Here is a 25498-nt window from a genome sequence, read left to right as displayed (position 1 = left end):
CTGCAGGGCGCTCGATTGCTGCTACTTGCTGCTGGCCAGGAAACCGGCTTCGCTCATCAGCGTGCGGTGCGTGGCTTCCGCTTCGGTCAGCCACTTGGTGAAGGGCTCGCCCGTCATGAACGTCGGGTTGAACGCGCCCTTCTCCATGTATTCCTTCCAGTCCGGCGTGGCCGCGATCTTGGTCAGCAGGTCGACGTAGAAGGCGCGCTGCTCGGGCGTGACGCCCGGGGGCATGAAGATGCCGCGCAGCATCGTGTACTTGGTGGGAACGCCGGCTTCCTTGCAGGTGGGCACATCGTTCCACGACTGCGTTTCGGTGACCTTGGCCTTGAACGGCATGCGCTCGTCGTCGAACACGCACAGCGCGCGCAGCTTGCCCGCGCGCCACTGGGCCACGGCCTCGATCGGGTTGTTCACGGTCGACTGCACATGGCCGCCCACCAGCTGCACCGCCACCTCGCCGCCGCCCTTGAACGGCACGTAGATGAACTTGGTGCCGGTGGCCTTCTCGAGCGCCACGGTGATGATCTGGTCTTCCTGCTTGGAGCCGGTGCCGGCCATCTTGAACTTGCTCGGGCCCGCCGCCTTGGCTGCCGCGATGTACTCCGCGGCGCTCTTGTACGGCTGCTCGGCATTGGTCCACAGCACGAACTGGTCGAGCGCCAGCATCGCTACAGGCGTCATGTCCTTCCAGTTGAACGGCACGCCGGTGGCCATGGGCGTGGTGAACAGGTTGGAGAGCGAGATGATGATCTTGTGCGGATCGCCCTTGGCTTCCTTCACCGCCAGAAAGCCTTCGGCGCCCGCGCCGCCCGACTTGTTGACGACGATCAGCGGCTCCTTCATGAGCTTGTACTTGATGACGATGCCCTGCAGCAATCGGCCCATCTGGTCGGCGCCTCCGCCGGTGCCCGCGGGAATAACGAACTCCACCGGCTTGGCGGGTTCCCATGCTGCGGCTGGTGCGGTGGCCGCGAGTGCCAGCATGGCAGCGGTAAAGACTTTGGCCCGGCAAGCGTGGGCACGCGAAAAGAAGTTCTTCATCATGTTGTCTCCTGTGTAAGGGTGCGCTCTATTTTTTAAAGAATCTGAGCCGAGATGCGAACAGGGCAGATGGTGCGCGCAGCACGAACGTCGCTTGCTTGACCATGGTCAACTTTTCAAAGATTTTGTCTTGGGGTTAGCCCGCGCCGTGTGGTTGGACGGGCTGCGCGAGCGTGACGCGCCGGGCCCACTCCTGGGTGCCTGCAGGGCCGTTTTTTCCCTGTTCCGGGGCATATTCGGGTAAACCCTAGAATAGAGGGGTCATCCCACTCACCAGATCCAGGAGTTCCCTTTATGTCTACCCTTGACCGGTCGTCCAGCGCAAGCACGTTCGGCAGCGGCTTGGCTGGCGCGCTCAAGGCGCTTGCAGAAGAAGCAAGCGTGCTCGTTCAGGCGTTGCTGAGCCCAGGCAAGATCATCAGCGAGGTCGAAGAAATGCGCGCCCTGCAAACGCGCGCCGACCGCATCGAAGCGTCCGACCCGGCGCGCGCAGCCGTTCTGCGCTGGCACGCCTCGCGCGTCGGCCTGCGCTGAGCGCTGCCGCCCTCACGCACGGGGCGGTTCGAAACGCAAGCGAACTGGTAAAGTTCGGGCCGTCCACCGCGTCTTCGTAGTTCAATGGATAGAACGGGGTCCTCCTAAGACTCAGATACAGGTTCGATTCCTGTCGAAGGCACCACCGCACACTGCGCCCAACTCCAGGCGCATGCTCGCCCCTCCAAGGTCGGATGAACCCACTTCGAGCCGCCCTTGATGGATGCGCGCCACTTCGGAAACGAGGTGCAAGCCTAGGCCCGCCCCCTCCCCACGGGCGCGAAGCCGATAGAAGGGCTCGATGATTCGCCCGCGTTGGTCCTCCGGAATGCCGGGCCCGGAGTCGGACACCTCGATCGTCGCGGGAGAGTGGACGCGGACACGAATCTCGCATCCTTCGCCGCCATGTTCAACGGCGTTCTGAATCAGGTTCGCAACCGCGCGTTCGATGGACGTCACATCGGCGCGCACGTGCACGGCATCGGGGGCATCGACCGCAACCGAACAGCCATTCATGATTGCCAGGGGCGCCAGGTCGCCGACCACCCGCTCGCAGAGCGATCGAAGGTCTACGGCATTCATGGAGACGGGTGCACGCGTGAGCCTTTGAAGGTCGAGCAGTTGCTCAGCCAGTGTCGCCAATCGCGTCGTGGCCCGAAGCAGCCGCGGCTTGTCCCTGGTGTTTTGAGGCAATGACTCGATCTGTATGCGCAGCGTTGCGATAGGCGTCCGCAGCTCATGCGCGGCGTCCGCTAGGAATCTCTCATGGCGCTTGTAGCCTTCGTCGAGGCGGTCGAAGGCCCGGTTGACGGCCGTCACCAGCGGCTGGATCTCGGCGGCCACGTCCGTGGTGGGCAAGCGCGTCTCCAGGCGATCGATATCGATGTGCTCCGCCTTGGCCGCAGTAGCCACAGTTCCCGCCAATCCGCGCCGGATGACGAAAGGCGTGGCCACCAGCACCACCAGTGCCGTTATGAGCATGGTGGGCGCCACCAGCACGAGGAAAGCCGCACCGAGCCATTTGAACTTGTCTATCAAGGACAGGGGCGCGCCGGTCTGGACCATGACGTTGACAGCGCCGCCGTCCATTTCGATGCGCTCGAAACGCGCCGCAGGCCGACCGCCCGAGTCGGCGAGATCCAAGGCGGAGCGCTCCTTGCCATCCAGGACCCGGAGCAACTCGACATATCGCGCCGGAACATCGCCCTGCCGCAGTTCGTATCCCTGCGCATTGCGCACCGCAAACCAGAGGTCCGGTACGGCGCTTAGCAGGCGCTTCGCTTCGGAGTTCGCTTCCAGCACAAGCTTGCCGTCCGGCGTGTGCCGAATCGACCTGCCAATGATCTGCACCGTGCGTTCGCCGCCTTCGTCCACGAACCTTCCCGCCGCGCCCAGGATGGCCATCAAGCCGAGAAGCGCCAGCAGGCTGGCGACCACTTGCAGGAGGACAAGGCTCCCAACCAGTCGCCATCGCAGGGACCTGGATTTCATGCGGAGATTTTCAGCAGATAGCCGACCCCGCGGATGGCATGTATTTCCACGCCCGCGCCCGATTGCTCCAGCTTGGATCGAACCCTGGACACATGGGCGTCGAGCGAGTTGGAGCGTATGTCATCCGCATCTCCATACATGCGCTCCAGCAGCCGCTGCCGAAACACCGTACGCCCCGTCGACAGGAGAAGGGTTTCGAGCACCAGCAGCTCACGCCGCGTCAAGGCAAGCGGTTCGTTTCCGACCTGGAACTGGCGTGTTTCATGGTCGAAGCGCAATCGCCCGGCAACGCTGATCTGCTGGGCACGAACGACAGGCCGGCGCGCGAGAGCGCGGATGCGGGCCATCAGCTCGTCAATGGAGAACGGCTTGGCCAGGTAGTCGTCGGCGCCGCGGTCCAGGCTGCGAACCCGCTCGGTCACCTCGCCCATCGCCGTGAGGACAAGCGCTGGCGTCGAGCGGCCCGAACGACGAAGAAATTCAATGAGGGCCAGACCGTCGCCGTCGGGCAGACCCCGGTCCACGATCAAGATGTCGTGGTCCGCATCGATTGCGAGATTCATGGCTTCGCGTAGCGACGAAGCGATGTCCACCACCATCGAATGATCATGCAGGGCGGATGCCAACGCCTGCGCAAGATCGGTGTCATCTTCAACTACAAGGATTTTCAAGAGCGAACCATACTTTGGGGCAAATGGGGCCGACGATGGAACGCGCGCCCCAATGGGCTCCATGCCACGCTCCGCCCCAGGCAGGCAACGAGTATGCCTCCGGCCACGTCGATGAAGACGTGCTGGCGGGTCGCCAGGGTCGAGTAGACGATGGCCAGGCACCAAAGCCAGTTGAAAGCTCGGGCCCAGCGCGGCGAGCGGATGCTTCTGAGCTGGCTCGAAATGACGTACGCGCTGTACATGGCGAACGCCACGTGCAGCGAGGGGAATGCGTTTCCGCTGGCGTCTGACTCCTTGAGGAGTCGGAGCATCGGAACCTGGGACCAATCAACACCGAACGGAGGTGTGACGGTGGGAAAGAGCCAGAAGAATGCGATGCCCAGGAGCGCAATGGCCAAGGCTCCCGTGGCGTAGGCGCGCAGCGCGCCTGCGTTCAAAGCGAAAGCGGGGGCGAGTGAGACGTAAACCCAAAGCGATACGTAGGGTATGAATGCAAACTCGTTGACGCCGATCCGCTGATCGATCCACGTCACCGGCATCGTGATCGCCCGGCCCCCCGTCTCCTCCATGGTCCAGAAGTACACAGCGAAGAAAACCGCGATTCCGGTGACCGTCCCGATCATCTTCAGGAACCAGAGTGTCCGGATGCGAAGCCAGAGGGCCCTGGTCCAGGAAAAGGGGGCGGGCGCAGGCTGCTGGATGTATTTCATCTGAGGTCCACAGGGGTTGGTGGGCCATCCTATGAACCGGGATTGCGCGAACATTACGGAGATCGGCAGGCAGAAGCAGGCGGAGTTGCGTGATCACCGACGCGATCTCGTCTGCTGCGCCCAAGCCGAGCGCAGCGCGAAGAACGCAATGTTCGCGCAACCCTCATGAATAGTCTTCTCATCCGTCCATGAACGATTCGCAGGTCGCGAATCGCACGGCGACCTAATGAGGAGCTGAAAGATGAGGTTGAAGGGCAATCTTCTGGTGCTTGCAGTTGCAGCGGCGTTGACGTTCACGCTGACAGGTTGCGCAGTTGATCGCCATGAGCGACGCGCTGCAATCAAAGGCGCTCTGATCGGCGCCGCTGGAGGCGCTGCGATCAGCGCAATGACCGGCGGCGATGTGGCCGCGGGAGCCGCGATCGGAGCGGCTGGTGGCGCTGCCGTGGGTGTCATCACCCACGACGGGCGCGAACGCCGCGTCTACAACGACAGAGGCCGCCGGTACTGGCAGGACGACTACGGCCAGCGGCGCTATATCCCGGACGGCTACCGTTGATCGCGTTGAGCCGGCCTGAACTGAACCGCCAGCCCGGCTCGAACACTCCCGGGGCTTGGCGCATGAAGAAAATCTTGAAGACTGCCGGCATCGCCGTCGGAGTGGTAGCCGTTGCCTTGATTGCCGTCTTGGTGCTTCTTGTTGTCAAGCAGCAGATCGACGCATCCAAGCCCCTGCTCGACGATGACTACTACGAGAGCTTTGCCAGCCCCGCTCCTCTCGAGAAGAAGTACGCGCGGCGCGGCGGCCAGAACGTGGCGTATATCGAGTTCTCCGTTGAAAAATCGGTCATCGGCAAGATCGGCGCGTGGTATCCACAACAGCTCGAGAACGATGGCGCACGGTATCCGATGGTTGTGGTGGTCAACGGCAGCAACACAAAGGCAAGTATGTACAAGCCGTTCTTCGAGCGTCTCGCCTCGTGGGGCTTTGTTGTCGTCGGCACCGAAGACGGGCAAGCCGGAACAGGCGAAACAACCTCTGTCGCGCTCGATTTCATGCTGAATGCACCAAGGGACTGCGTGCTTCACGGCCGGATCGATGCAGACAACATCGGTGTCGTCGGTTACTCGCAAGGCGGCGCGGGGGCAATTCGCGCCGTCACCGAGCATGACAACAGCGGCGCTTTCAAAACAATATTCACGGGCAGCGCAGCCTATGCCGCACTGGCGAAGAACATGGGCTGGGGGTACAACATCGCCAAAGTCACCATCCCCTACTTCATGACCGCAGGCACCGGCACTTCCGAAGATGCAGGCGTGAAGGACACTTCGAGCGAGTTCGGAGGTGTCGCACCACTGTCTTCGCTGGCGGACAACTACAACCGGATGCCCGGCGGCGCCTTGAAGGTACGGGCAAGGGTAGCCGGCGCCGAACACTGGCAAATCCAGATGCTCACCGATGGCTATATGACCGCCTGGATGCGCTACCAGCTTCAAGCCGATCCGGAGGCAGCATCCGTCTTCATCGGTGACAAGGCAGAGCTCCTTGTCAATCGGAAGTGGCAGGACGTTGAAAAGAACCGATAGATCAGGTTTGCTCGAAAGCAGGCCTGAAAACCCTGGCCGCGAAATCCGCAAGCGTCGTCGGGGTGATCTCGGTAGGGCCCTTGTCGTACTCGCCGTCGAGGCGCCCCAAAGAGAATGCCTCGCTCATTTCCGCCAACTGCGCGGCGGCGTTCGCCGAGAAACCCTGCTGCATCAGCACCGCCTTGGCTTGCTCCGGATCGGATTGAACATACGCGAGGCCGGGCCTGCCGACGGCCTTGCCGAGCAGCGCCGTCGCTTCCTTCATTGTGTAAAGGCTTGGCGCGCGCAAATGGAGAACACGCTTGCCCTTGCCCGAAGGGGTGCGCAACTCGCGCGCGATGACTTGCGCGATGTCGGCGGTCGCCACCATCGGCAGCGGTGAATCGGGCGCAGTCATGTCCGCATACGCGCCGATGCTGCGGATCATCTCTATCGCAGCCAGGTGGTTCTCGAAGAAGTAACCGGGCCGCACGTGCAGCACGTCCACTCCGGCGAGTTCATCCAGGCGCCGCTCCTGCCGATGCAGGCCCGCAATCGGCCCGGTTCCCGAGCTCACATGCGCGCCGACGCTGCTCAGATTCACGACGCGTTTCACCTCGGCGGCGGCAACTGCCCGCGCGATGGCATCGCCCAGGCGATCTTGCTCGGCGGCCATGTCGTGCGCCGCATAGTCGGTAGGAATCATCGTGTAGACGTCCGTGGCGCCGGCGAATGCACGGGCCAGGAAGTCCGAATCACCGATGTCCCCAGCCGCAATATCCGCACCCGCGGCCTTCAGGGAAGCGAGCGATTCCGCATTGCGGCCGACGACGCGTACCGCCGCCCCTTGCGCGAGCAGCAGGGCCGCGACTTTGGAGCTGATGTTGCCGTTGGAGCCGAGAAGTACATACATGGCGATTCCCTTCATGGGTGAGGTTGCGATGGGTGCCATGGTGCGCGTTGCGGTTGTTTCCGGAAAGCGCCTGCGAGAGAATTCATTGTCCAGTTATGGAGAACAATCGCATGAAGGCTCCCGCCATCTCCTTTGGCCGCCTGGCGGCCTTCGTCGCGGTGGCCGAGGCCGGCACCTTCACAGCCGCTGCCGAGCGTCTGAACACGACCAAGTCCGCGGTCAGCCAGGCGGTGGCCTTGCTCGAGCGGGAGTTGGGCACGCAGCTGTTGCAGCGATCCACGCGCAAGCTCGCGATCACCGAAGCAGGGGCGGCGTTTCTCGCCGATTGCCGTGAGCTGCTGGCCGGCGCGGAGGCTGCGATGGAGCGGGCGCGCAGCGGGCATGCGCAACCTTCGGGTACGTTGCGGCTCACCAGCCCGCAAGCATCGGCCGGCATGGTCGCGAGCTGGATTGCGGCTTATAGCGAGCGTTATCCTGCAATGCGCGTGGACTATGTGCCCACGGACCGCAAGCTCGATGTGATTGCCGAGCACTTCGACCTCACGATCCGCGTCGGGCCGATGGCCGATTCGGGCCTTCGCGCGGTGGTGCTCGAGGAACTCGGGCTTTGGACTGTCGCGGCGCCCAGCTACCTCGCCCGCCATGGCACGCCGCGCAAGCCAGCGGAGCTCGCGGGGCACGAGTGGATTGCGCTGTCGCTGCTGCCGGCTCCGTGGTCGATCGATCTCGAGCGCGGCGGCCGAAAGATGCGTGTGAAGCTGCGCGGCTCGATATCGGCGGCGAGCACGGACGCGGTGCTGCAACTGGTGCGCCAGGGCGCGGGCATCTCTTTTTTTCCGAGTACGGCAAATGTCCGCGCCGAGGTGGAAGCCGGGCGCCTTGTTCGTCTTTTTCCTGGCTGGGTGTCGGGCCGCATGTTTCTCTACGCGGCCTATCCGGGCAACATCGCCCCTCCCGCAAAGACGCGCGCGTTCATCGACCTTGCGAAGGAAGCGGTGCGATCTCGCGACAAATATGTCGTTCCTGAGCCGGGCTAGCCGCCTCGTTCGCGGAAATCTCGATCACTTCTGACAAAGCGCGCTCGCATCGGCGCGAAGAAACAGAAATGCAATGTCGGCACGCAGCGTGCATATCGACATTGCCACGGCATGGACAGTTCGTCCTTCATGCCGGGCATCGACTCATCAAAAATATCATGAAGAAATTGAAGCCAACAATCCAGGAATTGCATCGGGCGCGCGCTGCGGGCGCTTTATTGACGTCGCTGGTGCTGGTGGCGTGCGGCGGCGGCGGCAGTGGTGGTGGATCGGGCTCGCCCGCAGCGCTGACCGCATCCGCTCTTGCTGCCGCTCCCTCTGCCTCCTCGACGCCTTCCACCTCCTCCGATCCCTCCGATCCCTCCAACCCCTCTACTCCCTCCACTCCCTCCACTCCCTCCACTCCCTCCACTCCCTCCGGCCCTTCGACTCCCGATGCTCCTGCTGCCCCCGGTTCCTCCGAACCTGCATCAGCTTCCACTTCGAGCAGCCTTAGCGGCGGGTTTGCCGGCGAAGTCACCGGAGGCGGCAAGGCCGCGGCCATCACTGTCTCTACCGCGGCGCAGATGCAGGCCGCCATCGATGCCTACAGCGGCACGGGCGGGCTGGTGATCCGCTACAACGGAACGTTCGACTTCTCCAGCATCACCGACGCGTGCACGCAGTGGCAGCTGCCGGCCGGTGCCATCGTCGAGATCGAGGACAAGAGCGACATCACCATCGAGGGTGCCGACAACTCGTCGGCCAATTTCGGGCTGGCCATCAAGGCCGATGCCGCGAACATCATCATCCGCAACATGACGATCGGCCTGCTGCCGGGTTCGATCGATGCAATCGGCATCGAGGGCCAGGGGGGCAATTTTCCGGGCCACATCTGGATCGACCACAACACGCTGTTCAGCAGCCTGAAGGAGTGCCCGGGCGCTGGCGACCTGGAGTTCGACGGACTGCTCGACAACAAGGCCGGCGCGCACCACATCACCTATTCGTACAACCACATCCACGACCATCACAAGGTCGGCCTCATCGGCTCGAGCGACAGCGATTCCAGCGATCGCTTCATCACCTTCCATCACAACGTCTACCAGAACGTCGGCTCGCGCCTGCCGCTGCAGCGCGGCGGCTACACCCACCTGTACAACAACCTGTACAGCGGCGTGATCACCTCGGGTGCCAACATCCGCATGGGCGGCTTCTCGCTGATCGAAGGCAACTACTTCGAGAACTCGAAGAATCCCGTGACCTCGCGCGACAGCTCGGCCATCGGCTTCTGGGAACTGCGCAACAACAACATCAAGACGCCGGCCGACTTCAGCACCTTCGGGATCACCTGGGTGGCCAGTTCGTCTTCACCGTCGCGCGACGCGAGCGACTGGATCACGACCGGTACCTTTCCGGTTGCCATTCCCTACGCGTACACCGCGCAGGACCCGGCCTGCGTGAAGCAGAAGCTGCCCACAGTGGCTGGCGCCGGCAAGGCTCTCGCAAGCCTCACCTGCAACTGACGAGGGTTGGGCGATGCCGGAGCGCTATTCCGGCGCGGCCGGCGTACGCAAGGCCGGCGACGATGCCTGTTGCTGGCTTTGCATCGGGCCGACGAACGCGACCGGTCCGGGCCCGCCTTGCGTCCTGCGCCCGATGCCTCGTACGAGGTGGCGCGGTAGGTGGTGTGTTCTTCTCAACTGCTCCAGCGCCTCGCTGCGGGCTGGTTCCGACACCGGTAGAAACATCTGCAATACGCTCATGATGTCATCCCGTGAGGCCAGAAAAGAATGGGCTGGCTCGCAGTGATCGGAGCGCAGCTTCAGGTTTCAGCGGCCTCTGGCGTGGCCGCAGGAGGCGGATTATGGGCGCCTTGTGCCGGCGCGCCACTACAGCCACGCGGGCAGTAGTGTTGCTGCTGTGCGTGTCAGTTGCCGGAGCCTTCCCGCCGGGCGGTCTCTTCAGCGGCGCGGCGGCGCGCACGCCGCGTGGCCAGCTCGGTGGCCCGTTGCAGCGCACGCAGCTGAAAGGTCACATCGTGAATTTCGCCGACGAGGCCGAACTGCTTGCATGCATCGATGCGATCGGCAGCGGCGCCGCGCCAGTCCACGGGCGACGAAGCGCCTTTCGGGGCGACGAGGTGCATCAGCTCGGCGACGCAGGCGGTCACGTCGTCGGCAGCGGCTCTCAGCGCGGATGTCGCTGTATCGACATCGCTGTCGCGCTTCATCATTGCGTCCTTGAGGGTGATGCGCACAGGCGGTCTCGGGCGCCTCTCCGTGCTTCGCTCATGCATTTTCTTGTCCACGGCATTCGATTCCGAAAGGGAGTTCATTGCGCTGGTCGGTGAGCAGCATCGGCGGGCGATCCGCCGGCTTGAAGTTGCGCATGCTACTGCTATTGGCCTACCGAGGCTTCGGACGGCGGGATTCGCTCCCCTGAGACACATGCACACGCATGTTTCTTCGCAGCCACTGTGTGGGCCCTAATAGGCATTGAACCCGAGCGCAACGGCGCGTCGAAGTGTCTAATGCATTGATCATGTAAGGAGCCGCAACATGAGGCATTTGGTTCGCATATGCGCAGCATTCACGCTGGGACTTGCGATCAGGAAGGCAGAAGAAGCCCTATGAGCAAACAGCAAAACCGGCGCATCCTGCTGGCGGACGACACGCCCGCCATTCACGAAGACTTCCGGAAAATCCTCCTGACCGAAACCGCGGCCTCGGACCTGGACGACATGGAGGCCGCGCTGTTCGGCACCTCGGCCAGGCAGGCCACGGTCGACTTCGTGCTGGACAGCGCCTACCAGGGCCAGGAAGCGCTTGCCAAGGTGCGTGAGGCACTGGAGGCGGGCAAGCCCTACGCCATGGCTTTCATCGACATGCGCATGCCCCCGGGCTGGGACGGCGTGGAGACGATCGAGCAGCTGTGGCGGGTCGACGCGCGCCTGCAGATCGTGATCTGCACGGCCTATGCGGACCAGTCGTGGGTCGAGGTGTTCGAGCGGCTGGACGCGCGCGACCGCCTGCTGGTGCTCAAGAAGCCGTTCGATCCGATCGAGGTGCGCCAACTGGCCAGCGCGCTCACGATGAAGTGGCAAATGACGGAAGACGCGGCCTTCAAGATGAACCTGCTCGAACAGGCCGTCGAAGAGCGCACCCGGGAGCTGTCGGACGCCAACATCATCGTGCAGAACAGCCCGACCATCCTCTACCGCCTGCGCGGCGAGCCTGCGTTCCCGCTGATCTACATCTCGCACAACATCACCAAGTTCGGCCACGACCCGGCCAGCCTGATGGCGAACCCGAATTGGGCGGACGTGCTGATCGATCCCGCCGACCAGGCCGGGGTTGCCGACGCGATGGCCCGCGTGCTGGAGAAGGACGCGGAAGGCGCCTCGATCGAATACCGCCTGTGCACCGGCGACGGCGGGCGGCGCTGGGTGGAGAACCGCTACGTGCCGGTCCGCGACAAGGAAGGCCGGCTCATCGAGGTCGAGGGAATCGTCATCGACGTCACGGAGCGCAAGGCGGCGGAAGAGCAACTCGCGCGGCTGGCGCGCACCGACGGGCTGACCGGGCTCGCCAACCGCGCCACTCTCACCGAACGCCTGCACCAGGCCCATGCGGCTGCACGGCGGGGCTCCATGCCCTTTGCGCTGCACTACCTCGACCTGGACCACTTCAAGCCGGTCAACGACATGTACGGCCACCCGACCGGTGACCTGCTGCTGCGCGAAGTGGCGCAGCGCCTGAAGAACTGCACGCGCGAAACCGACGTGGTGGCCCGCCTGGGCGGCGACGAGTTTGCGGTGCTGCAAAGCGAAATGGGCGAACCCGCGGCCGCGGGCGCCCTGGCCGCGAAGATCCAGGCGGAACTGGCGCGCCCCTACATGCTGGGCGGCAACGAGGTGCATGTGTCCGTCAGCATCGGCATCTGCCCCTACATCGCGGGCAGTGCAGGGCCGGACGAAATGCTCGTGCAGGCCGACCTGGCGCTCTACCGGTCGAAGGAAGAGGGGCGCAACCAGTTCCACTTCCACTCAGAGGAGATCGACAACGAAGTGCGCGACCGCGTGGCGCTGGGCGAAGACCTGAAGAAGGCAATCGAGCGCGAGGAGTTGGAGCTTTATTACCAGCCGCAGGTCGAGCTGTCTTCCGGAAAGATCGTGGGCGTGGAAGCGCTGCTGCGCTGGAACCACCCCGAACGGGGCCTGCTCGACGCAAGCGCATTCGTACCCATTGCCGAGCGCACCGGGAGCATCGTCATGCTGGGCCGCTGGGTGCTGAACCAGGCGTGCGGGCAAATGAGCCAGTGGCGCGAACAGGGCGTGGCGCCGCCCGTGCTGGCCATCAACCTGTCGCTCGGCCAGCTCAGAAAAGGCGCCGAACTGGTTCGCGACGTGGTCGATTGCCTTGCGAAGTGGCAGCTCAACCCTTCCGACCTGGAGTTCGACGTGACGGAGTCGACACTGGCCCAGATGACATGGAGCCACAACGACGTGCTGCCGCAGTTGCGGGCGCTCGGCGTGCGGATTGCCATCGACGACTTCGGCACCGAGTATTCGTCGTTCGAATACCTGCGGACCTACCGAGTCAACCACCTGAAGATCGCGCAATCGATGCTCAAGCGAGCCATCGACGACCCCGACAGCGCAGCCACCGTTCGCGCCATCATGAACCTGGCGCGCGAGGCCCGCATCGGCATCATCGTCGAGGGGCTGGAGACGGAAGCGCAGCGCGCCTTTCTGCACTCGACGGGGTCCACCACCCTTGCACAGGGTTACTACTTCAGCGAGGCCGTGGTCGCCGACGAGGCGGGCGACCTCCTGCGCACGGGCACCATGGAGCAGAGCGAGCGCAGCAAGGGCGAAGGCCAGGAGCCGGCCGGCTGAATGCGGGCACGGCCCTGCGCCGGCGCCGCGGACGTCCGGCCTACGTGTGTAGGCACTCGCCCACGCGCATGAACTGATTTCTCCCGCAAGCCGCCGCCGCCGCAGCGTTCAACCTGCAGTCAGGCTCGCAAAGGCTCCGCGCCCTTTGTGCGGCTTCTCATTGCGGTTCCTCCTCACGGCGCATTCGTGCGTCGTTAAGCGCTCCTTCGGGAGCGCTTTTTTTGCGCGGTGTGTTTCTTTCAGTGAGTTTCGCGGCGCAATTGCTGCACGTCTTCATGCAACGACTGCGCCCAGGCGCGGCGCTCGCGGCCCAGCGAAGACTGCGGCTCACCGAAGCGCACGATGGCCAGCAGGGGCGGTGCGCGCAATGTGTTCCAGAGCGAAGTCAGCAGGTTGTCGTCGTCGATGTAGCGCGGCGCCTGGCTGGTTTCGCCGGTGGCCGCGTCTGCAAAGCGCAGTGCGGCGGGCAGCACCGGCGCGCCCGACGAGATGGCGGCCTGCAGCAGGTTGGCGTGAAAGGGCAGCAGCCCGCGGCCGTCGCTGGTGGTGCCTTCGGGGAACACGCCAATGCGGTCGCCGTCTTGCAAGGCCTCGGTCATGTGGTGCACCACCCGCAGTGCATCGCGCCGGCGTTCGCGCTCGATGTAGAGCGAACCGGCACCCGTGGACAGCGTGCCGATCAGCGGCCAGTGCTTCACGCCCGCCTTGGAAACAAAGCGCACGTGGCAGGCGGCATGAATGGCGGTGATGTCGAGCCACGAGAGATGGTTGCAGATGAGCAGCACCGGCCCCTTGGCGGGCGGCGTGCCCTGCACCTTGAGCGTGACGCCCATGATCTCGAGCAGGCGCCGCGACCACTGCTGCACCCGCAGGTTGCGCTCCTCTTGCGACATCCCCGGAAAGGTGAAGCGGATCGTCCACCACCCGCCCAGCGCGTGCCCTACCGCATGCAGCAGGCGCCAGCAGGCCTTCAGCGAATGAACCATCGAGACGTGCGCCCTCTTCTTCTCTTCAGCCGTGGACCACGCGGCCCGCAACCAGGGTATGGCGCGCGCGGCCCTGCAACGGGTAGCCGGCGAAAGGCGTGTGCTTGCCCTGGCTCTTGAGCGCATCGGGCTGCACCTGCCATTCAAGGGCAGGATCGAATACGCACAGGTCGGCCACGCCGCCCTCGGACAGGCGGCCGATGCCGGTGCCCGCATCGGCGGCGGCCAGCAGCCGCGCAGGCGCGGAGCTAACCACCTCCAGCGCGCGCGCAATGCCGGCGCCGCTGCGCTCGCCCCATTGCAGCGCCAGCGGCAGCAGCAGTTCGAGGCCGGTCGCGCCGGGTTCGGCTTCGGCGAAAGGCAGCGTCTTGGCATCGGCCTCGACCGGCGTGTGGTCGGACACCAGCGCGTCGATGGTGCCGTCGGCCAGCGCGGCCGAGAGCGCATCGCGGTCGCCCTGCTGGCGCAGCGGCGGGTTCAGGCGCGCGCGGCTGTCGAAAAAGCCGATGTCCGTGTCGGCCAGGTGCAGCGAATTGATGCTCACGTCGCAGGTGAGCGGCAGGCCTTGCGCCTTGGCTTCGCGCACCAGCGCCACGCCTCGGGCGCTGGAGATGCGGCACAGGTGCACGCGCGCACCGGTGCTCTTCATGAGCTCGATGATGGTGAAGATGGCGATGGTTTCCGCCGACACGGGCACGCCCGAGAGGCCGAGCCGCGTGGCCAGCGGGCCGCTCGCGGCCACGCCCTTGCCCAGGTCGCGGTCTTGCGGCCGCAGCCACACGGTGTAGCCGAAGGTGCTTGCGTAGAGCAGTGCGCGCTGCAGCACCTGGGTGTCGGCCAGCGGCACGTCGGCCTGGCTGAAGCCGATGCAGCCGGCTTCGGTGAGTTCGGCCATCTCGGTGAGCACACCGCCGGCCAGGCTGCGCGTGAGCGCACCCAGCGGGAACAGGCGCGCGCCCTGCAGCTTCTCGGCGCGGAACTTGAGCATTTCGACCAAGCCGGGCTCGTCGAGCACGGGGTCGGTGTCGGGCGGGCACACGAGGCTGGTGACGCCACCCGCAATGGCGGCGGCCATTTCGCTTTCGAGCATGCCCTCGTGCTCGTAGCCGGGCTCGCGCAGGCGTGCGGCCAGGTCGACGAGGCCGGGGGCGACGATGCAGCCCGCGGCATCGATGGTGCGCGCGGCCTTGAAGCCGGCCGGCACGCTGCCGATGCTGGCGATCTTGCCGTCGGCGATGGCGATGTCGGCCTTCTTGTCGGTGCCCGAAGCGGGGTCGACCACGCGACCGTTGGTGATGAGGATGTTCATGCGTCTGTACTTCCGGTGGCAGTCAGGGCCTTTTCGGGAAACACCGTGGAACCGGCTTTGCCGGGCCACTGGTGTTGCCCCCGGTAGGGGGTTGGCGAAGCGACACGAAGTGCGCGAAGACTGGGGGCGAGCAACATGTCTATGCTTCGTTACCTGCCACGATGCTCATGACGGCCATTCGAACCGCGATGCCGAAGGTGACCTGCGGAAGGATCACGCTTTGTTTGCCGTCCACCACGGCGGAGTCGATTTCGACACCGCGGTTGATGGGACCCGGGTGCATCACGATTGCATCCGGCTTGGCCAGCTGCAGCTTCTCCGGCGTAAGGCCATAGGTCTTGAAGAACTCCTGCGACGAGGGCAGCAGCGCGCCGCTCATGCGCTCGTTTTGCAGGCGCAGCATGATGATGACGTCGCAGTCCTTGATGCCCTCTTCGAGCGTGTGGCACACGCGCACGCCCATGCCGGCCATGTCGCCGGGCACAAGGGTCTTCGGGCCGACCACGCGCACTTCGGCGCAGCCGAGCGTGGTGAGCGCATGGATGTCGGAGCGCGCGACGCGCGAATGCAGCACGTCGCCGACGATGGCGACCGTGAGGTTCGCAAAGTCCTTCTTGTAGTGGCGGATCGTGTACATGTCGAGCAGCCCCTGCGTGGGGTGCGCATGGCGCCCGTCGCCGGCGTTCACCACGTGCACGTGCGGCGCCACATGCTGCGCAATGAGGTACGGCGCGCCCGACTCGCTGTGGCGCACCACGAACAGGTCCGCCGCCATGGCGCTCAGGTTGGCAATGGTGTCGAGCAGCGACTCGCCCTTGGTGGCCGAAGAGCGCGCGATGTCGAGGTTGATGACGTCGGCCGACAGGCGCTTGGCAGCGATCTCGAAGGTGGTGCGGGTGCGGGTGCTGTTCTCGAAGAACAGGTTGAACACGCTCTTGCCGCGCAGGAGCGGCACCTTCTTCACCTCGCGGTCGCTCACGCTGGTGAAGTTGGCGGCCGTGTCGAGAATGTGCGTGACGATGTCCTTGGGCAGGCCCTCGATCGACAGCAGGTGGATCAGTTCGCCGTTCTTGTTGAGTTGGGGATTTCGCTTGTAGAGCATTACCAGGCCTCCCGCCGGGCCGCCCCAAGGGAGGCCTGCGCCCCCTCGGGGGGCAACGAATACACGAAGTGATGAGTGTGGGGGCTCACGAGTTTTCCTCCACCTTGAGGCTGAAGGCGCCGTCGTCCGCACGTGCGAGCGCGAGCAGCTGCGTATCCGGCAGCGTGAGCTTCGCGGCCGCGAAATCGGTTGCCACCGGCAGCTCGCGTCCGCCGCGATCAACCAGCACCGCAAGCCGCACGCAGGCCGGGCGGCCGAAGTCGAACAGCTCGTTGAGCACCGCGCGAATGGTGCGGCCGGTGTAGAGCACGTCGTCCAGCAGCAGCACGTCGGCGCCGTTCACATCGAAGGGCAGCGCGGTCTGCGCGCTGGCCGAAAGGCCGCGGCGTGCGAAGTCGTCGCGGTGCATGGCCGAAGAAATGACGCCGGGCGCGCCGGCAAGGCCCAGGTCTTTTTGCAGCCGCTCGACAAGCCAGGCGCCGCCGGAGGTAATGCCCACCAGCTTTGTCTCTGTGCGCATCAGCGCTTTCACGCCGTTCAGCAGCTCCTTGTAGAGCGCTTCGGCATCGGGTATTGAACTCACGGGAGACTCCTCAAAAATTGCTCCAGGATGATGCAGGCCGATGCGGCATCGGCATCGCGGGCGCCCGAGGCCAGCGCCTCAGTGGTGCTGTAGCGCTCGTCGACCTCGAACACCTGGAGATTGAAACGGCCGCGCAGCTGGCGCGCAAACTTCTGCGCGCGGCGGGTGTTCTCGTGGGGGGCACCGTCGGGGTGATACGGCACACCCACAACCAATGCGTCGGGCTGCCATTCCTTGATGCGTGCCTCGACCTGCGCAAAGCGGGCATCGCCCTCGGCCTTGATGGTGGCCTGCGGCGTGGCAGCGCCCAGCAGGCGGTTTCCGCTCGCGACGCCGGTTCGCTTCAGGCCGAAGTCGAAGGCCAGGAAGCTCTGGAAATGAGAAGGAACGGCAACGGAAACAGGAGAAGCGGAGGGAACGGGAGCGTCTGGCATGGCAGCGGCCATCACGCGTGTCCCGCTTCCGGCGACAGTTTCCAGGCTTCCAGGCCCAGCAGCATCAGCGCCTTGTCGTAGCGCTGCTCGATGGGGGTGTCGAAGATCACGGCCGGATCGGCGCTCACCGTGAGCCAGCTGTTTTCGGCCAGTTCCGATTCGAGCTGGCCCTCGCCCCAGGCCGAATAGCCCAGCGAAACCAGCACCTTGCGCGGCCCGGCGCCGGTGGCCAGGGCCTCCAGCACGTCCTTGGATGTGGTCATTTCCAGGCCGCCGGGAATGGTCATGGTCGAGGCGTAGACCGACTCCTCGGGCTTTTCGGCGTGGGAGAACACGGGCTCGTGCAGCACGAAGCCGCGCTCGGTTTGCACCGGGCCGCCCTGGAAAACCGGCGCGTCGCCGAGTTCGGGGCGCGCCAGGTGGAGCTCGATCTTCTCGAACAGCACCTTCAGGTTGATGTCGCTGGGTTTGTTGATCACAAGGCCGAGCGCACCGCGCTCGCTGTGCTCGCAGAGGTAGACGACGCTGCGGTTGAAAGTTTTATCTTCCATCCCCGGCATCGCTATCAAAAAGTGATGCGTGAGGTTCATCGGGGCAGAATCGGAAGCCATATGCCGCCGATTTTACTGGCCGTCGACAAGACCTATCCCAAAGGGCTCATGTGGTTTCGCCGCGACCTGCGCGTGGACGACAACGCGGCGCTCTACCACGCCCTGCGGGCCTGCCGCCAGGTGGTGTGCGTTTTCGTGTTCGACCGGGCCATTCTGGACCCCCTGCCCCCGGCCGACCGGCGGGTGGAGTTCATCCGCGAGTCGCTCGTGGAGCTCGATGCCGAGCTGCGCGACCTGAGCGGCGGGCTCATCGTGCGCCATGCCGCCGCGGTCGACGAGCTTCCGGCGCTGGCGCACGCGCTGGACGTGCAGGCCGTGTTTGCCAACCGGGACGACGAGCCCGACGCGCTGGCGCGCGATGCCCAGGTGCTCGGCGCGCTGGCCAATGCGGGCGTGGCTTTTCACACCTACAAGGACTCGACCGTCTTCGACCGCGACGAGGTGATGACCAAGACCGGCCAGCCCTACACGGTGTTCACGCCCTACAAGCGGGCCTGGCTGGCCAAGGTGGATTCGTTCTTTCTCAAGTCGTACCCGGTTCGGGCATACGCCGACGCGCTGGCCGCCCCGCCCGAGCCGTGGCGCGCGCCGGTGCCCTCGCTCGAGGAAATCGGCTTTCAGCAAACCAACCTTTCCGAACTCGAGATTCCCACGGGCACCCAAGGGGCGGCGGCGCTGTTCGAAGACTTTTTCCAGCGCATCGACCGCTACGACGCGGCGCGCAATTTTCCGGCGGTGCGGGGGCCGAGCTACCTGGGCGTTCACCTGCGCTTCGGCACGGTGTCGATCCGCCAGGTGGCGGGGGTGGCGCACCAGCTTTCGCTGCAGGGCGATGCGGGCGCGGCCACCTGGCTCAGCGAGCTGATCTGGCGGGAGTTCTACTTCCAGATCCTGGCGCACTTCCCGCACGTGCATTCGGGCGGCGAATCGAAGAGCTTTCGCCCCGAGTACGACAAGATCCAGTGGCATCACGGCAAGCATGCCGACCAGCTGTTCGAGGCGTGGTGCCAGGGCCGCACCGGCTACCCGCTGGTGGACGCGGCCATGCTGCAGATCAACCAGAGCGGCTACATGCACAACCGCCTGCGCATGGTGACGGCAAGCTTTCTCTGCAAGGACCTGGGGCTGGACTGGCGCCGCGGCGAGCGCTATTTTGCGCTGCACCTGAACGACTTCGAGCTGGCCTCGAACAACGGCGGTTGGCAATGGGCAAGCTCCAGCGGCTGCGATGCGCAGCCCTACTTCCGCATCTTCAACCCCGTCACGCAGAGCGAGCGCTTCGACCCCGAGGGCAAGTTCATCCGCCGCTACCTGCCGCAGTTGGCGGGGCTGTCGAATGCCGCGATCCACTCGCCCTGGACGGCCTCGCCCGTAGAGCTGGAAGCGGCGGGCATCAAGCTCGGGGAGACCTACCCCAGGCCGGTGGTCGACCATGCCGAGGCGCGCGAGAAAACGCTGCAGCGGTACGGCGTAGCGCGGGCGAAGGCGCTGCAAAAGTAAAGGGGCCCGGCGGGCCCCTTTACTGGTCGAGCTCCGGAGAGCTTCAAGCCGCCGCGGCCAATGCCGGTTCGCTCGTGTACGCACGCACCAGGCGCAGCAGCTCGTCTTCCGAGTACGGCTTGCCCAGGTAGTGGTTCACGCCCAGCGTGCGTGCGTAGTCGCGGTGCTTCTCGGCAATGCGCGAGGTGATCATGATGATCGGCAGGCCGGCCATCGACTCGTCCGCACGGATGTTGCGGGCCAAGTCGAAGCCGTCCATGCGCGGCATCTCGATGTCGGACAGCACCACCGCCGGCCGCTCCTGCTGCAGCCGCTCAAGCGCCTGCAGGCCGTCGGCCGCGAGCGACACGCGGTAGCCTTCGCGCTGCAGCAGGCGCTGCGTCACGCGGCGCACGGTGATCGAGTCGTCGACCACCAGCACCAGCGGAACCTGCGGCACCGGCGGAGCCAGCATCGGCAACGGCTCTTGCGGGGCGCCGTGGTCGGCTTCGGCCGATCCGCCCTGCGCGGACACGGCCAGCGCGGCGGCTTGGCGCATGCGCGCCTGTTCGCCGTGCACCGCGGCCAGCGCCACCGGGTTGTAGATCAGCGCCACAGCGCCCGAAGCCAGCACCGAGATGCCCGCCAAGCCCGGCAGGCGCGCGAGTTGCGGCCCGAGGTTCTTGACCACGACTTCCTGGTTGCCCAGCACTTCGTCCACGTGCAGGCCCACGCGCTGTGCCGCGCTTCGCACGATCACGACGGTGTTGTTCTTGCTGGTGGGATGCTCGCTGCGCGCCGAGGCCTGCAGCAAAGCGCCGGCCCAGTAGAAGGGCACCTGCTCGCTGCCGAACGGATGGCTGTTGTGCAGGTAGGCGGCTTCGAGCTCGGTGCTGCTCACGCGCTGCACCAGCTCCACCAGGTTGGACGGCACGCCGATCGACACCTCGCCGGCGCGCAGCATCACCACGTGCGTCACCGCGGTGGTGAGCGGCAGCACCAGCTTGAAGGTGGTGCCCTGCCCGGCCGTGCTATGCGTTTCGATACGGCCGCCGAGCGCCGCGATCTGCGCGCGCACCACGTCCATGCCGATGCCGCGGCCGGCCAGTTCGGACACTTGCCCCGCCGTGGAGAACCCGGGCTTGAAGATCAGCTCGGTGGCTTCTTCGGGCGACAGTTCCTGGCCGGGCTCGAGCAGGCCGAGGGTGCGGGCACGCTCGGCAATGCGCTTGTGGTCCAGGCCGGCGCCGTCGTCGCGGAAGCTCACCGAGACGTCGTTGCCTTCGTGGTGCAGGTCGATCACGATCAGGCCGTTGGCGTCCTTGCCGGCCTCTTCGCGTGCGGCCGGGGCTTCGATGCCGTGCGCCACGCAATTGCGCAGCAAGTGCTCGAAGGCGGGCGTCATGCGGTCGAGCACGCCGCGGTCCATTTCGATGGAGCCGCCGACGATGTCCAGGCGCACCTGCTTGCCGGTGTCTTTCGACGCCTGGCGCACCACGCGATAGAGGCGGTCGGAAATGCCCTCGAACTCCACCATGCGCGTGCGCAGCAGGCCGCGCTGCAGTTCACGCGTCTGGCGTGCCTGCACGCTCAGGTCGTCTTCCGTGGCCTGCACCGTCTTTTGCAGCGTGCGCTGCACGGTGGCCACGTCGTTCACCGACTCGGCCATCATGCGCGTGAGTTCCTGCACGCGGGTGAAGCGGTCGAACTCGAGCGGGTCGAAGCTCTGCTGCGAATCCTTGGCTTGCGCCAGGCGGGACTGCATCTGGCTTTCGGCCTGCACTTCGATGTCGCGCAATTGCTGGCGCAGGCGGTCGAGGTTGCCCGTCAGGTCGGAGAGCGAACCGCGCAACTGGCCCAGTTCGGCCTCGAGGCGCGAGCGCGTGATGATGACCTCGCCGGTCTGCGCCACCAGGCGGTCGAGCAACTGGGTGCGAATGCGAACGGCCTGGGTAGACGCAGTGCGCAAAGGAGCGAGCAGCGCCGGAGCCGGACGCGGCAGGAGCGACGGCACGGCGGCCGTTTCCACGGCATCCGCGTTCTGGTCGCCGCCAGCGGCAATCTCGTCGTTGGCGGGCACGCCGGATTCGGCGGCAACCTGCACCAGTTGAACGCCCGGCTGGGCAGCGGTTGCCGCCACCACGAGCTGGGCCACTTCGGCCTGGGTGGCATCGTCCGCCGCGCGTAGCGCGTCGAAGGTGGACTGCAGTGCGTCAAGACGCGTGAGCAGCTTTTCGATTTCGGCCCGGTCGGCACCGCCCTGGGTTCCCAGGACTTCGATCTCGGACTCCATGCGGTGCGCCCGCTCGCCAAGGCGCATGGCGCCGGCCAGCCGGGCACTGCCCTTGAGCGTGTGCAGCGTGCGCAGCACCGAGGCGCGGGGCGCGTTGTCGTCAGGGTGGTGCGCCCATTGGCGCAGCGCCTGGCCGAGCTGCGGCAGCAGTTCCGCGGCCTCTTCCTCGAAGATCGGGAACAGGTCGACGTCGACCGCATCGGCCACGTCGATCGCGTCTTCGGAGTCGTCCAGCGCCACGTCGGCAACGCTGTCGGTGGCCACCATGTGCTGGAGCGGCCGCACGTCGGTGCGCGCAGCAGCTTCGAGCGGCATAGGCGCGGCGGCAATGTCGCGCAGCGCCTGCAGCGTTCCTTCGGACGGCTCGCGCAGGAAGCCCACGGCAAACTGGTGCAGCAGGCGGCGCAGTTCGTCGGCCGCGGCAACCAGCACCACGCCCTGCTCGCGCGTGCCGCTGCCCTGCATTTGCAGATGCTGCAGCGCGGCTTCGAGCAGGCGGGCCATGCCCGAAAGGCTATGGAAGCCGACGGTGGCCGAGCTGCCGGCCAGCGAATGCGCAAGCGCGACGGTCGAGTCGGACAGGCGCTCGTGCGATTCGAGCGCCCACTCGCCGACTTCGGTGGCCAGTTGCCTGGACCACTCGTCGGCCTCGTTGAGGTAGACGTTGTAGAGCGCAATACCGATGCGCAGCGGTCCGATGACCTTGACCTGGTCGTCGGCGCCGGAGGGGGCCGCCGCCTCGGCGGTTTCCTGCACTTCGGGTTCGGGCTCAGGTTCGGGCTGCGGCGCTTCATCGGCAACTGCAACCGTGTCTGCAACCGCCGCCGGCGGCTCGACTGGCTCTGCCACTGCAGGCGTTTCGTCCACAGCGGCAACGGGTTCTTCCGGCGCCAGCAGGAAGGCCGGTTCGGTGACCGCGGGCTCTTCTTCGACCGGCTCGGCCGCGGCAACGGCCGCAGGCTCGGGCTCGCTCTGCTTGGCCGCCAAGGGCTCGGGAGTCCAGTCCAGATCGGGCAGCGCCACCGGAGTTTGCAGCAGTTCGGGCGCGGCGACCGGCGACGGTTCCTCGGCCGGTTCGGCTGCGAACTGGGCGATAGACGGTGCGGGCTCTACCTTTTCGGCCGCCAGGAAATCGAAATCTCCGCTGCCGTTCAGCACTTCGAAAGATTCTTCCGGGCTCGGCTTGGTTTCGAAGTCGAGGAAGTCGGTCGAAGCGAAGTCGTCGTCGGTTTCGTGCTTTGCAGTTTGCTCCAGCACCTGCGGCGGCAATTCGAAATCGGCGACGGGCGCGGGGGCGACGGCTGGCGGCGCGACGGGCGGCAGCTCCAAGTCGGGCAGGCCGCGCAGTTCCGCAAGCTCGGGCAGCTCCGGCATCGGCAGGGGAGCAGCCACCGGCGGCTCCGCGGCAATATGGCGCGCGGCCACCGCAAGTGCGTCCGCATCGATGCGCGGCGGCGCCGTTGGCACGGGTTCGCCGGCCAGCAGGGCATTGGCCACGCGGCTGAAATGCGACGACTGCCAGCTGTGCTGGGCGCCCGAAGCAATGGCTTCCACCCATTCGCTGAATTCGCCGAGCGCATTGCGGGTGGCGGAAAGCAGCTCGGGCGTGGCGTCGCGCTGGTCGGCCAGCCAGGTGTTGAGCACCTGCTCGAAGGACCAGGCGGCGTCGCCGAAATCGGTGAGCCCGACCATGCGCGAGCTGCCCTTGAGCGTGTGGAACGCACGGCGCAGGATGGTGAGTTCTTCGGTGTCGTCGGGGTGGCCGCCAAGCTCGTCGATGGCGGCCAGGCCGTTCTGCACCACCTCGCGGGCCTCGTCGAGGAAGATGTTCTGCAGGTCGTCTTCTTCGAGCTCGGTCACCTCGGTGTCGGGCAGCGCCGCGGGACCGGTGATCTTGTTGGTCCAGCTGTCGGCCTTGCGGCTGAACTCCTCGATGGGCGACACCTTCGCTTTGCGGTTGGGCGTGGCCAGCGCGGCCAGCTTCGAGGCGATCTGTGCGTCGACTTCCTCGATGCTGAGCACGGCTTCGGCGCCCGCGGGCTTGCCGTCCGCCACCGCGGTATCGGCGGCGTCGCTGTCGGCGGCCTGGCGGCCCATGAGCGGCTTGAGCTCGCCGGCTTCGGCGTCGAACACGAACAGGCGCTTGGCCAGTGCGGGCTGGTAGCCCAGCATGTCGATCAGGAAGCCGAGCGCGCCCAGGTTGTTGCCCAGCGCATCGAAGCTGTGCATTTCCTCGACGGGCGATGCGTTGCCCACGAGCATCTGCTCGACGTCGTCGCGCATGCGCTGCACGGTGTGCGCGGCCTGCTCGAGGCCCAGCACCGAGAACACGCCGCGCATTTGCAGCAGCTGGCTCGGCACGGTGCGCAGCAGCGCCTTTTCGGCGGGGCGGCGGAAGTACTGGTCGAGCGACTTTTCAAGCTCGCTCAGGTGGCTGCGCAGCTCGTCGACCACGGTGCCCATGGTCTGGCGATCGCTCACGCGGCGATACAGGTCTTCCATCCAGGGCTCGAGCGGCTCCGAATGGCCGCCCGCGCGCACACGCTCGATGCGGCCGGCCAGCTGCAGCGTGCGGGAGGTGAGCTGCGGATCGCTCGGGTCGAGGTCTTCGAGCGCGGCTTCCAGGTAGAGCACCGAGGTGGCGACTTCCATCGCGAGCTCGGTGTCCGGTGCCTGGCCGGTGCGCACTGACGCTTCGACCGCATGCGTCAGCGCTTCCACCATCGGCAGGCTCGGCGGATGCAGCTTCTGCAGCGATTCGCCCAGTTGGGCGAAGGTGTCGGCCACCTGGCGCGTACGGGTGACGTCGCCGCCCGAAAGCGCCGACCACATTTCCTTGGCGGTTTCGATGCGCTTGCGGGCCTGCGTGAGCACCAGCGGATCGAAGCGGCCGAATTGCTCGACGCTGTAATTGATGTACGGCTCGCTTGCGACGCCCCAGGCGCTGCGCACGGTGCGCAGCGTGGCGGCGTCGTCGCGGCCGGTAGGCACGGCCTGCGCGCAGAAGAACAGCAGGTCCTGGCCGAGCCGGTCGGACACGGTGTTGTCGCCGCGTGCCAGCGTGGCGTATTGCAGCAGCACGCGCGAAGCGGCGCGCTTGACGTATGAATCGGCGGGGATCAGCTCGAGCGCCAGAGCCTCGAAGAAGCCCGCGGCCAAGGTCCAGAAACTCGCGACGCGGGGCAGCAGCGCGCCGCGCCCGAGCCCCAGGCACAGGGCGTGCAGCCGGCGCGCGGCCTGCGCATCGCCGGTCTTGACCAGCTGCAGCACTTCGCGGTCGAGCCGCGAACGCACCGCCGGGTCATAGGCCAATGCGGCCTGGGTCAGCGCGGGACGGACTTCGACCCAACGCCAGGCAATGCTCCACAGGTCCGCCGGGTGAACGCGCTCGTTGCCGACCAGTTCAAGCACATCGCGGTACTGCGGAAACAGCGCCACCGACGACACGGGCTTGCCGGCCAGCAGCGCGTTGAGGAAATCGACGACGGCAAAGCCGGCGCGCTCGATCTTTACGACCGCGCTCTCGGTGCAGCGCTGCGGTTCGGCAATGAAGCCCTGGACCGCGAATTCGATGGAGCCGAGCACCAGCGCCGGAGCGGTGTTGCCCACCATCTGCAAGGCACCGACAGACTGGTGCAGTTGCTGGCGAGCCATTTGCAGCGGGCCACTCTCGAGTTCCGAGGTATTGCCCACGTCGCGCACAAAGCGACGCAGCGACTTGGCAACGCTGTCGAGGGATTTCTGGATTTCTCCCAGAACCCAGGCCAGCGGCCCAAGGTCTTCGGTGGCCGGCACGTTGCCAGCGAGGGGGGCCGTGGCAGGGGTTTGAATCGACACGTTGGATGCTCGCCGTTCT

At 65.8% G+C, this 25498-nt stretch carries 20 protein-coding genes and 1 tRNA gene; 8 read left to right on the top strand and 13 right to left on the bottom strand.

The window, feature by feature from the left end:
- Positions 1-21 precede the first annotated feature (21 nt).
- Positions 22-1044, bottom strand: coding sequence for a Bug family tripartite tricarboxylate transporter substrate binding protein (locus V9L21_RS14820; RefSeq protein ID WP_431769317.1), 1023 nt, complete (start codon positions 1042-1044; stop codon positions 22-24).
- A 294-nt stretch (positions 1045-1338) separates the two neighbouring features.
- Here V9L21_RS14820 and V9L21_RS14815 point away from each other — a divergent pair, with 294 nt between their 5' ends.
- Both V9L21_RS14815 and V9L21_RS14810 read left to right on the top strand, forming a co-directional pair.
- Positions 1339-1578: a hypothetical protein gene (locus V9L21_RS14815; protein ID WP_126749368.1), complete on the top strand. Its 240-nt coding sequence runs from the start codon at positions 1339-1341 to the stop codon at positions 1576-1578.
- Between the two features lie 70 nt (positions 1579-1648).
- A tRNA-Arg gene (locus V9L21_RS14810) sits at positions 1649-1723 on the top strand.
- Here the strand turns inward: V9L21_RS14810 and V9L21_RS14805 are convergent.
- Genes V9L21_RS14805 through V9L21_RS14795 form a run of 3 tightly spaced genes read right to left on the bottom strand, consistent with a single transcriptional unit; the run spans position 1690 to position 4450 of the window.
- The gene (locus V9L21_RS14805; RefSeq protein WP_337313035.1) at positions 1690-3069 is read right to left on the bottom strand and encodes a sensor histidine kinase; all 1380 of its coding nucleotides are present in this window, start codon (positions 3067-3069) and stop codon (positions 1690-1692) included. The two genes, V9L21_RS14810 and V9L21_RS14805, sit on opposite strands and share 34 nt — an antisense overlap.
- Positions 3066-3740: a response regulator transcription factor gene (locus V9L21_RS14800; RefSeq protein ID WP_337313033.1), complete on the bottom strand. Its 675-nt coding sequence runs from the start codon at positions 3738-3740 to the stop codon at positions 3066-3068. Before V9L21_RS14800 ends, V9L21_RS14805 begins: the two co-directional genes overlap by 4 nt.
- On the bottom strand, positions 3737-4450 hold the full coding sequence (locus V9L21_RS14795) for a phosphatase PAP2 family protein (RefSeq protein WP_337313031.1): 714 nt from the start codon (positions 4448-4450) through the stop codon (positions 3737-3739). The genes V9L21_RS14800 and V9L21_RS14795 overlap by 4 nt, the downstream gene beginning before the upstream one ends.
- 241 nt (positions 4451-4691) lie before the next feature.
- Between V9L21_RS14795 and V9L21_RS14790 the strand changes: the two genes are divergently transcribed.
- Together V9L21_RS14790 and V9L21_RS14785 are read left to right on the top strand one after the other, a co-directional pair.
- Positions 4692-5009 carry a hypothetical protein gene (locus V9L21_RS14790; RefSeq protein WP_337313029.1) on the top strand — a complete coding sequence of 106 codons (318 nt, stop codon included), beginning with the start codon at positions 4692-4694 and terminating at the stop codon, positions 5007-5009.
- Positions 5010-5071: 62 nt separating this feature from the next.
- Positions 5072-6037 (top strand): poly(ethylene terephthalate) hydrolase family protein, encoded by a 966-nt coding sequence (locus V9L21_RS14785; protein WP_337313027.1) that lies wholly within the window; start codon positions 5072-5074, stop codon positions 6035-6037.
- A 1-nt stretch (position 6038) separates the two neighbouring features.
- Here V9L21_RS14785 and V9L21_RS14780 read toward each other — a convergent pair whose 3' ends face one another.
- Positions 6039-6968 (bottom strand): NmrA family NAD(P)-binding protein, encoded by a 930-nt coding sequence (locus tag V9L21_RS14780; protein ID WP_337313025.1) that lies wholly within the window; start codon positions 6966-6968, stop codon positions 6039-6041.
- A gap of 71 nt (positions 6969-7039) precedes the next feature.
- On the opposite strand from V9L21_RS14780, the gene V9L21_RS14775 reads away from it, so the two are divergent.
- Both V9L21_RS14775 and V9L21_RS14770 read left to right on the top strand, forming a co-directional pair.
- Positions 7040-7966, top strand: a complete 927-nt coding sequence (locus tag V9L21_RS14775) for a LysR family transcriptional regulator (RefSeq protein WP_337313023.1) — start codon at positions 7040-7042, stop codon at positions 7964-7966.
- Positions 7967-8124: 158 nt separating this feature from the next.
- Positions 8125-9471, top strand: coding sequence for a pectate lyase family protein (locus tag V9L21_RS14770; protein ID WP_337313021.1), 1347 nt, complete (start codon positions 8125-8127; stop codon positions 9469-9471).
- A gap of 404 nt (positions 9472-9875) precedes the next feature.
- Here the strand turns inward: V9L21_RS14770 and V9L21_RS14765 are convergent, their stop codons facing one another.
- Complete coding sequence (locus V9L21_RS14765) at positions 9876-10205, bottom strand: hypothetical protein (RefSeq protein ID WP_337313019.1); 330 nt, start codon at positions 10203-10205, stop codon at positions 9876-9878.
- A 372-nt stretch (positions 10206-10577) separates the two neighbouring features.
- On the opposite strand from V9L21_RS14765, the gene V9L21_RS14760 reads away from it, so the two are divergent.
- The gene (locus V9L21_RS14760) at positions 10578-12845 is read left to right on the top strand and encodes an EAL domain-containing protein (protein ID WP_337313017.1); all 2268 of its coding nucleotides are present in this window, start codon (positions 10578-10580) and stop codon (positions 12843-12845) included.
- Between the two features lie 239 nt (positions 12846-13084).
- Here the strand turns inward: V9L21_RS14760 and V9L21_RS14755 are convergent, their stop codons facing one another.
- The 6 genes from V9L21_RS14755 to V9L21_RS14730 all read right to left on the bottom strand — a co-directional run bounded on the left by V9L21_RS14755 (position 13085) and on the right by V9L21_RS14730 (position 17870).
- Positions 13085-13831 (bottom strand): lysophospholipid acyltransferase family protein, encoded by a 747-nt coding sequence (locus V9L21_RS14755; RefSeq protein WP_337313015.1) that lies wholly within the window; start codon positions 13829-13831, stop codon positions 13085-13087.
- A gap of 25 nt (positions 13832-13856) precedes the next feature.
- Positions 13857-15140 carry a dihydroorotase gene (locus V9L21_RS14750; RefSeq protein WP_337313013.1) on the bottom strand — a complete coding sequence of 428 codons (1284 nt, stop codon included), beginning with the start codon at positions 15138-15140 and terminating at the stop codon, positions 13857-13859.
- A gap of 139 nt (positions 15141-15279) precedes the next feature.
- Positions 15280-16242, bottom strand: coding sequence for an aspartate carbamoyltransferase catalytic subunit (locus V9L21_RS14745; RefSeq protein WP_013543579.1), 963 nt, complete (start codon positions 16240-16242; stop codon positions 15280-15282).
- A gap of 85 nt (positions 16243-16327) precedes the next feature.
- Positions 16328-16825, bottom strand: coding sequence for a bifunctional pyr operon transcriptional regulator/uracil phosphoribosyltransferase PyrR (pyrR, locus tag V9L21_RS14740; RefSeq protein WP_337313011.1), 498 nt, complete (start codon positions 16823-16825; stop codon positions 16328-16330).
- Entirely contained in the window at positions 16822-17271 is a 450-nt protein-coding gene (ruvX, locus tag V9L21_RS14735) for a Holliday junction resolvase RuvX (RefSeq protein ID WP_157615946.1), read from the bottom strand. The genes pyrR and ruvX overlap by 4 nt, the downstream gene beginning before the upstream one ends.
- Positions 17271-17870 carry a YqgE/AlgH family protein gene (locus V9L21_RS14730; protein WP_126749378.1) on the bottom strand — a complete coding sequence of 200 codons (600 nt, stop codon included), beginning with the start codon at positions 17868-17870 and terminating at the stop codon, positions 17271-17273. The genes ruvX and V9L21_RS14730 overlap by 1 nt, the downstream gene beginning before the upstream one ends.
- Here V9L21_RS14730 and V9L21_RS14725 point away from each other — a divergent pair, their 5' ends adjacent.
- The gene (locus V9L21_RS14725; RefSeq protein ID WP_337313009.1) at positions 17871-19370 is read left to right on the top strand and encodes a cryptochrome/photolyase family protein; all 1500 of its coding nucleotides are present in this window, start codon (positions 17871-17873) and stop codon (positions 19368-19370) included.
- Positions 19371-19413: 43 nt separating this feature from the next.
- Here V9L21_RS14725 and V9L21_RS14720 read toward each other — a convergent pair whose 3' ends face one another.
- The gene (locus V9L21_RS14720) at positions 19414-25479 is read right to left on the bottom strand and encodes a hybrid sensor histidine kinase/response regulator (protein WP_337313008.1); all 6066 of its coding nucleotides are present in this window, start codon (positions 25477-25479) and stop codon (positions 19414-19416) included.
- Positions 25480-25498: the final 19 nt, after the last annotated feature.

The sequence above is a fragment of the Variovorax sp. CCNWLW235 genome (assembly GCF_037204085.1).
In the GTDB taxonomy this organism is placed as follows: Bacteria; Pseudomonadota; Gammaproteobacteria; order Burkholderiales; family Burkholderiaceae_C; genus Variovorax.
This window is presented reverse-complemented; position numbering and strand designations above follow the sequence as displayed.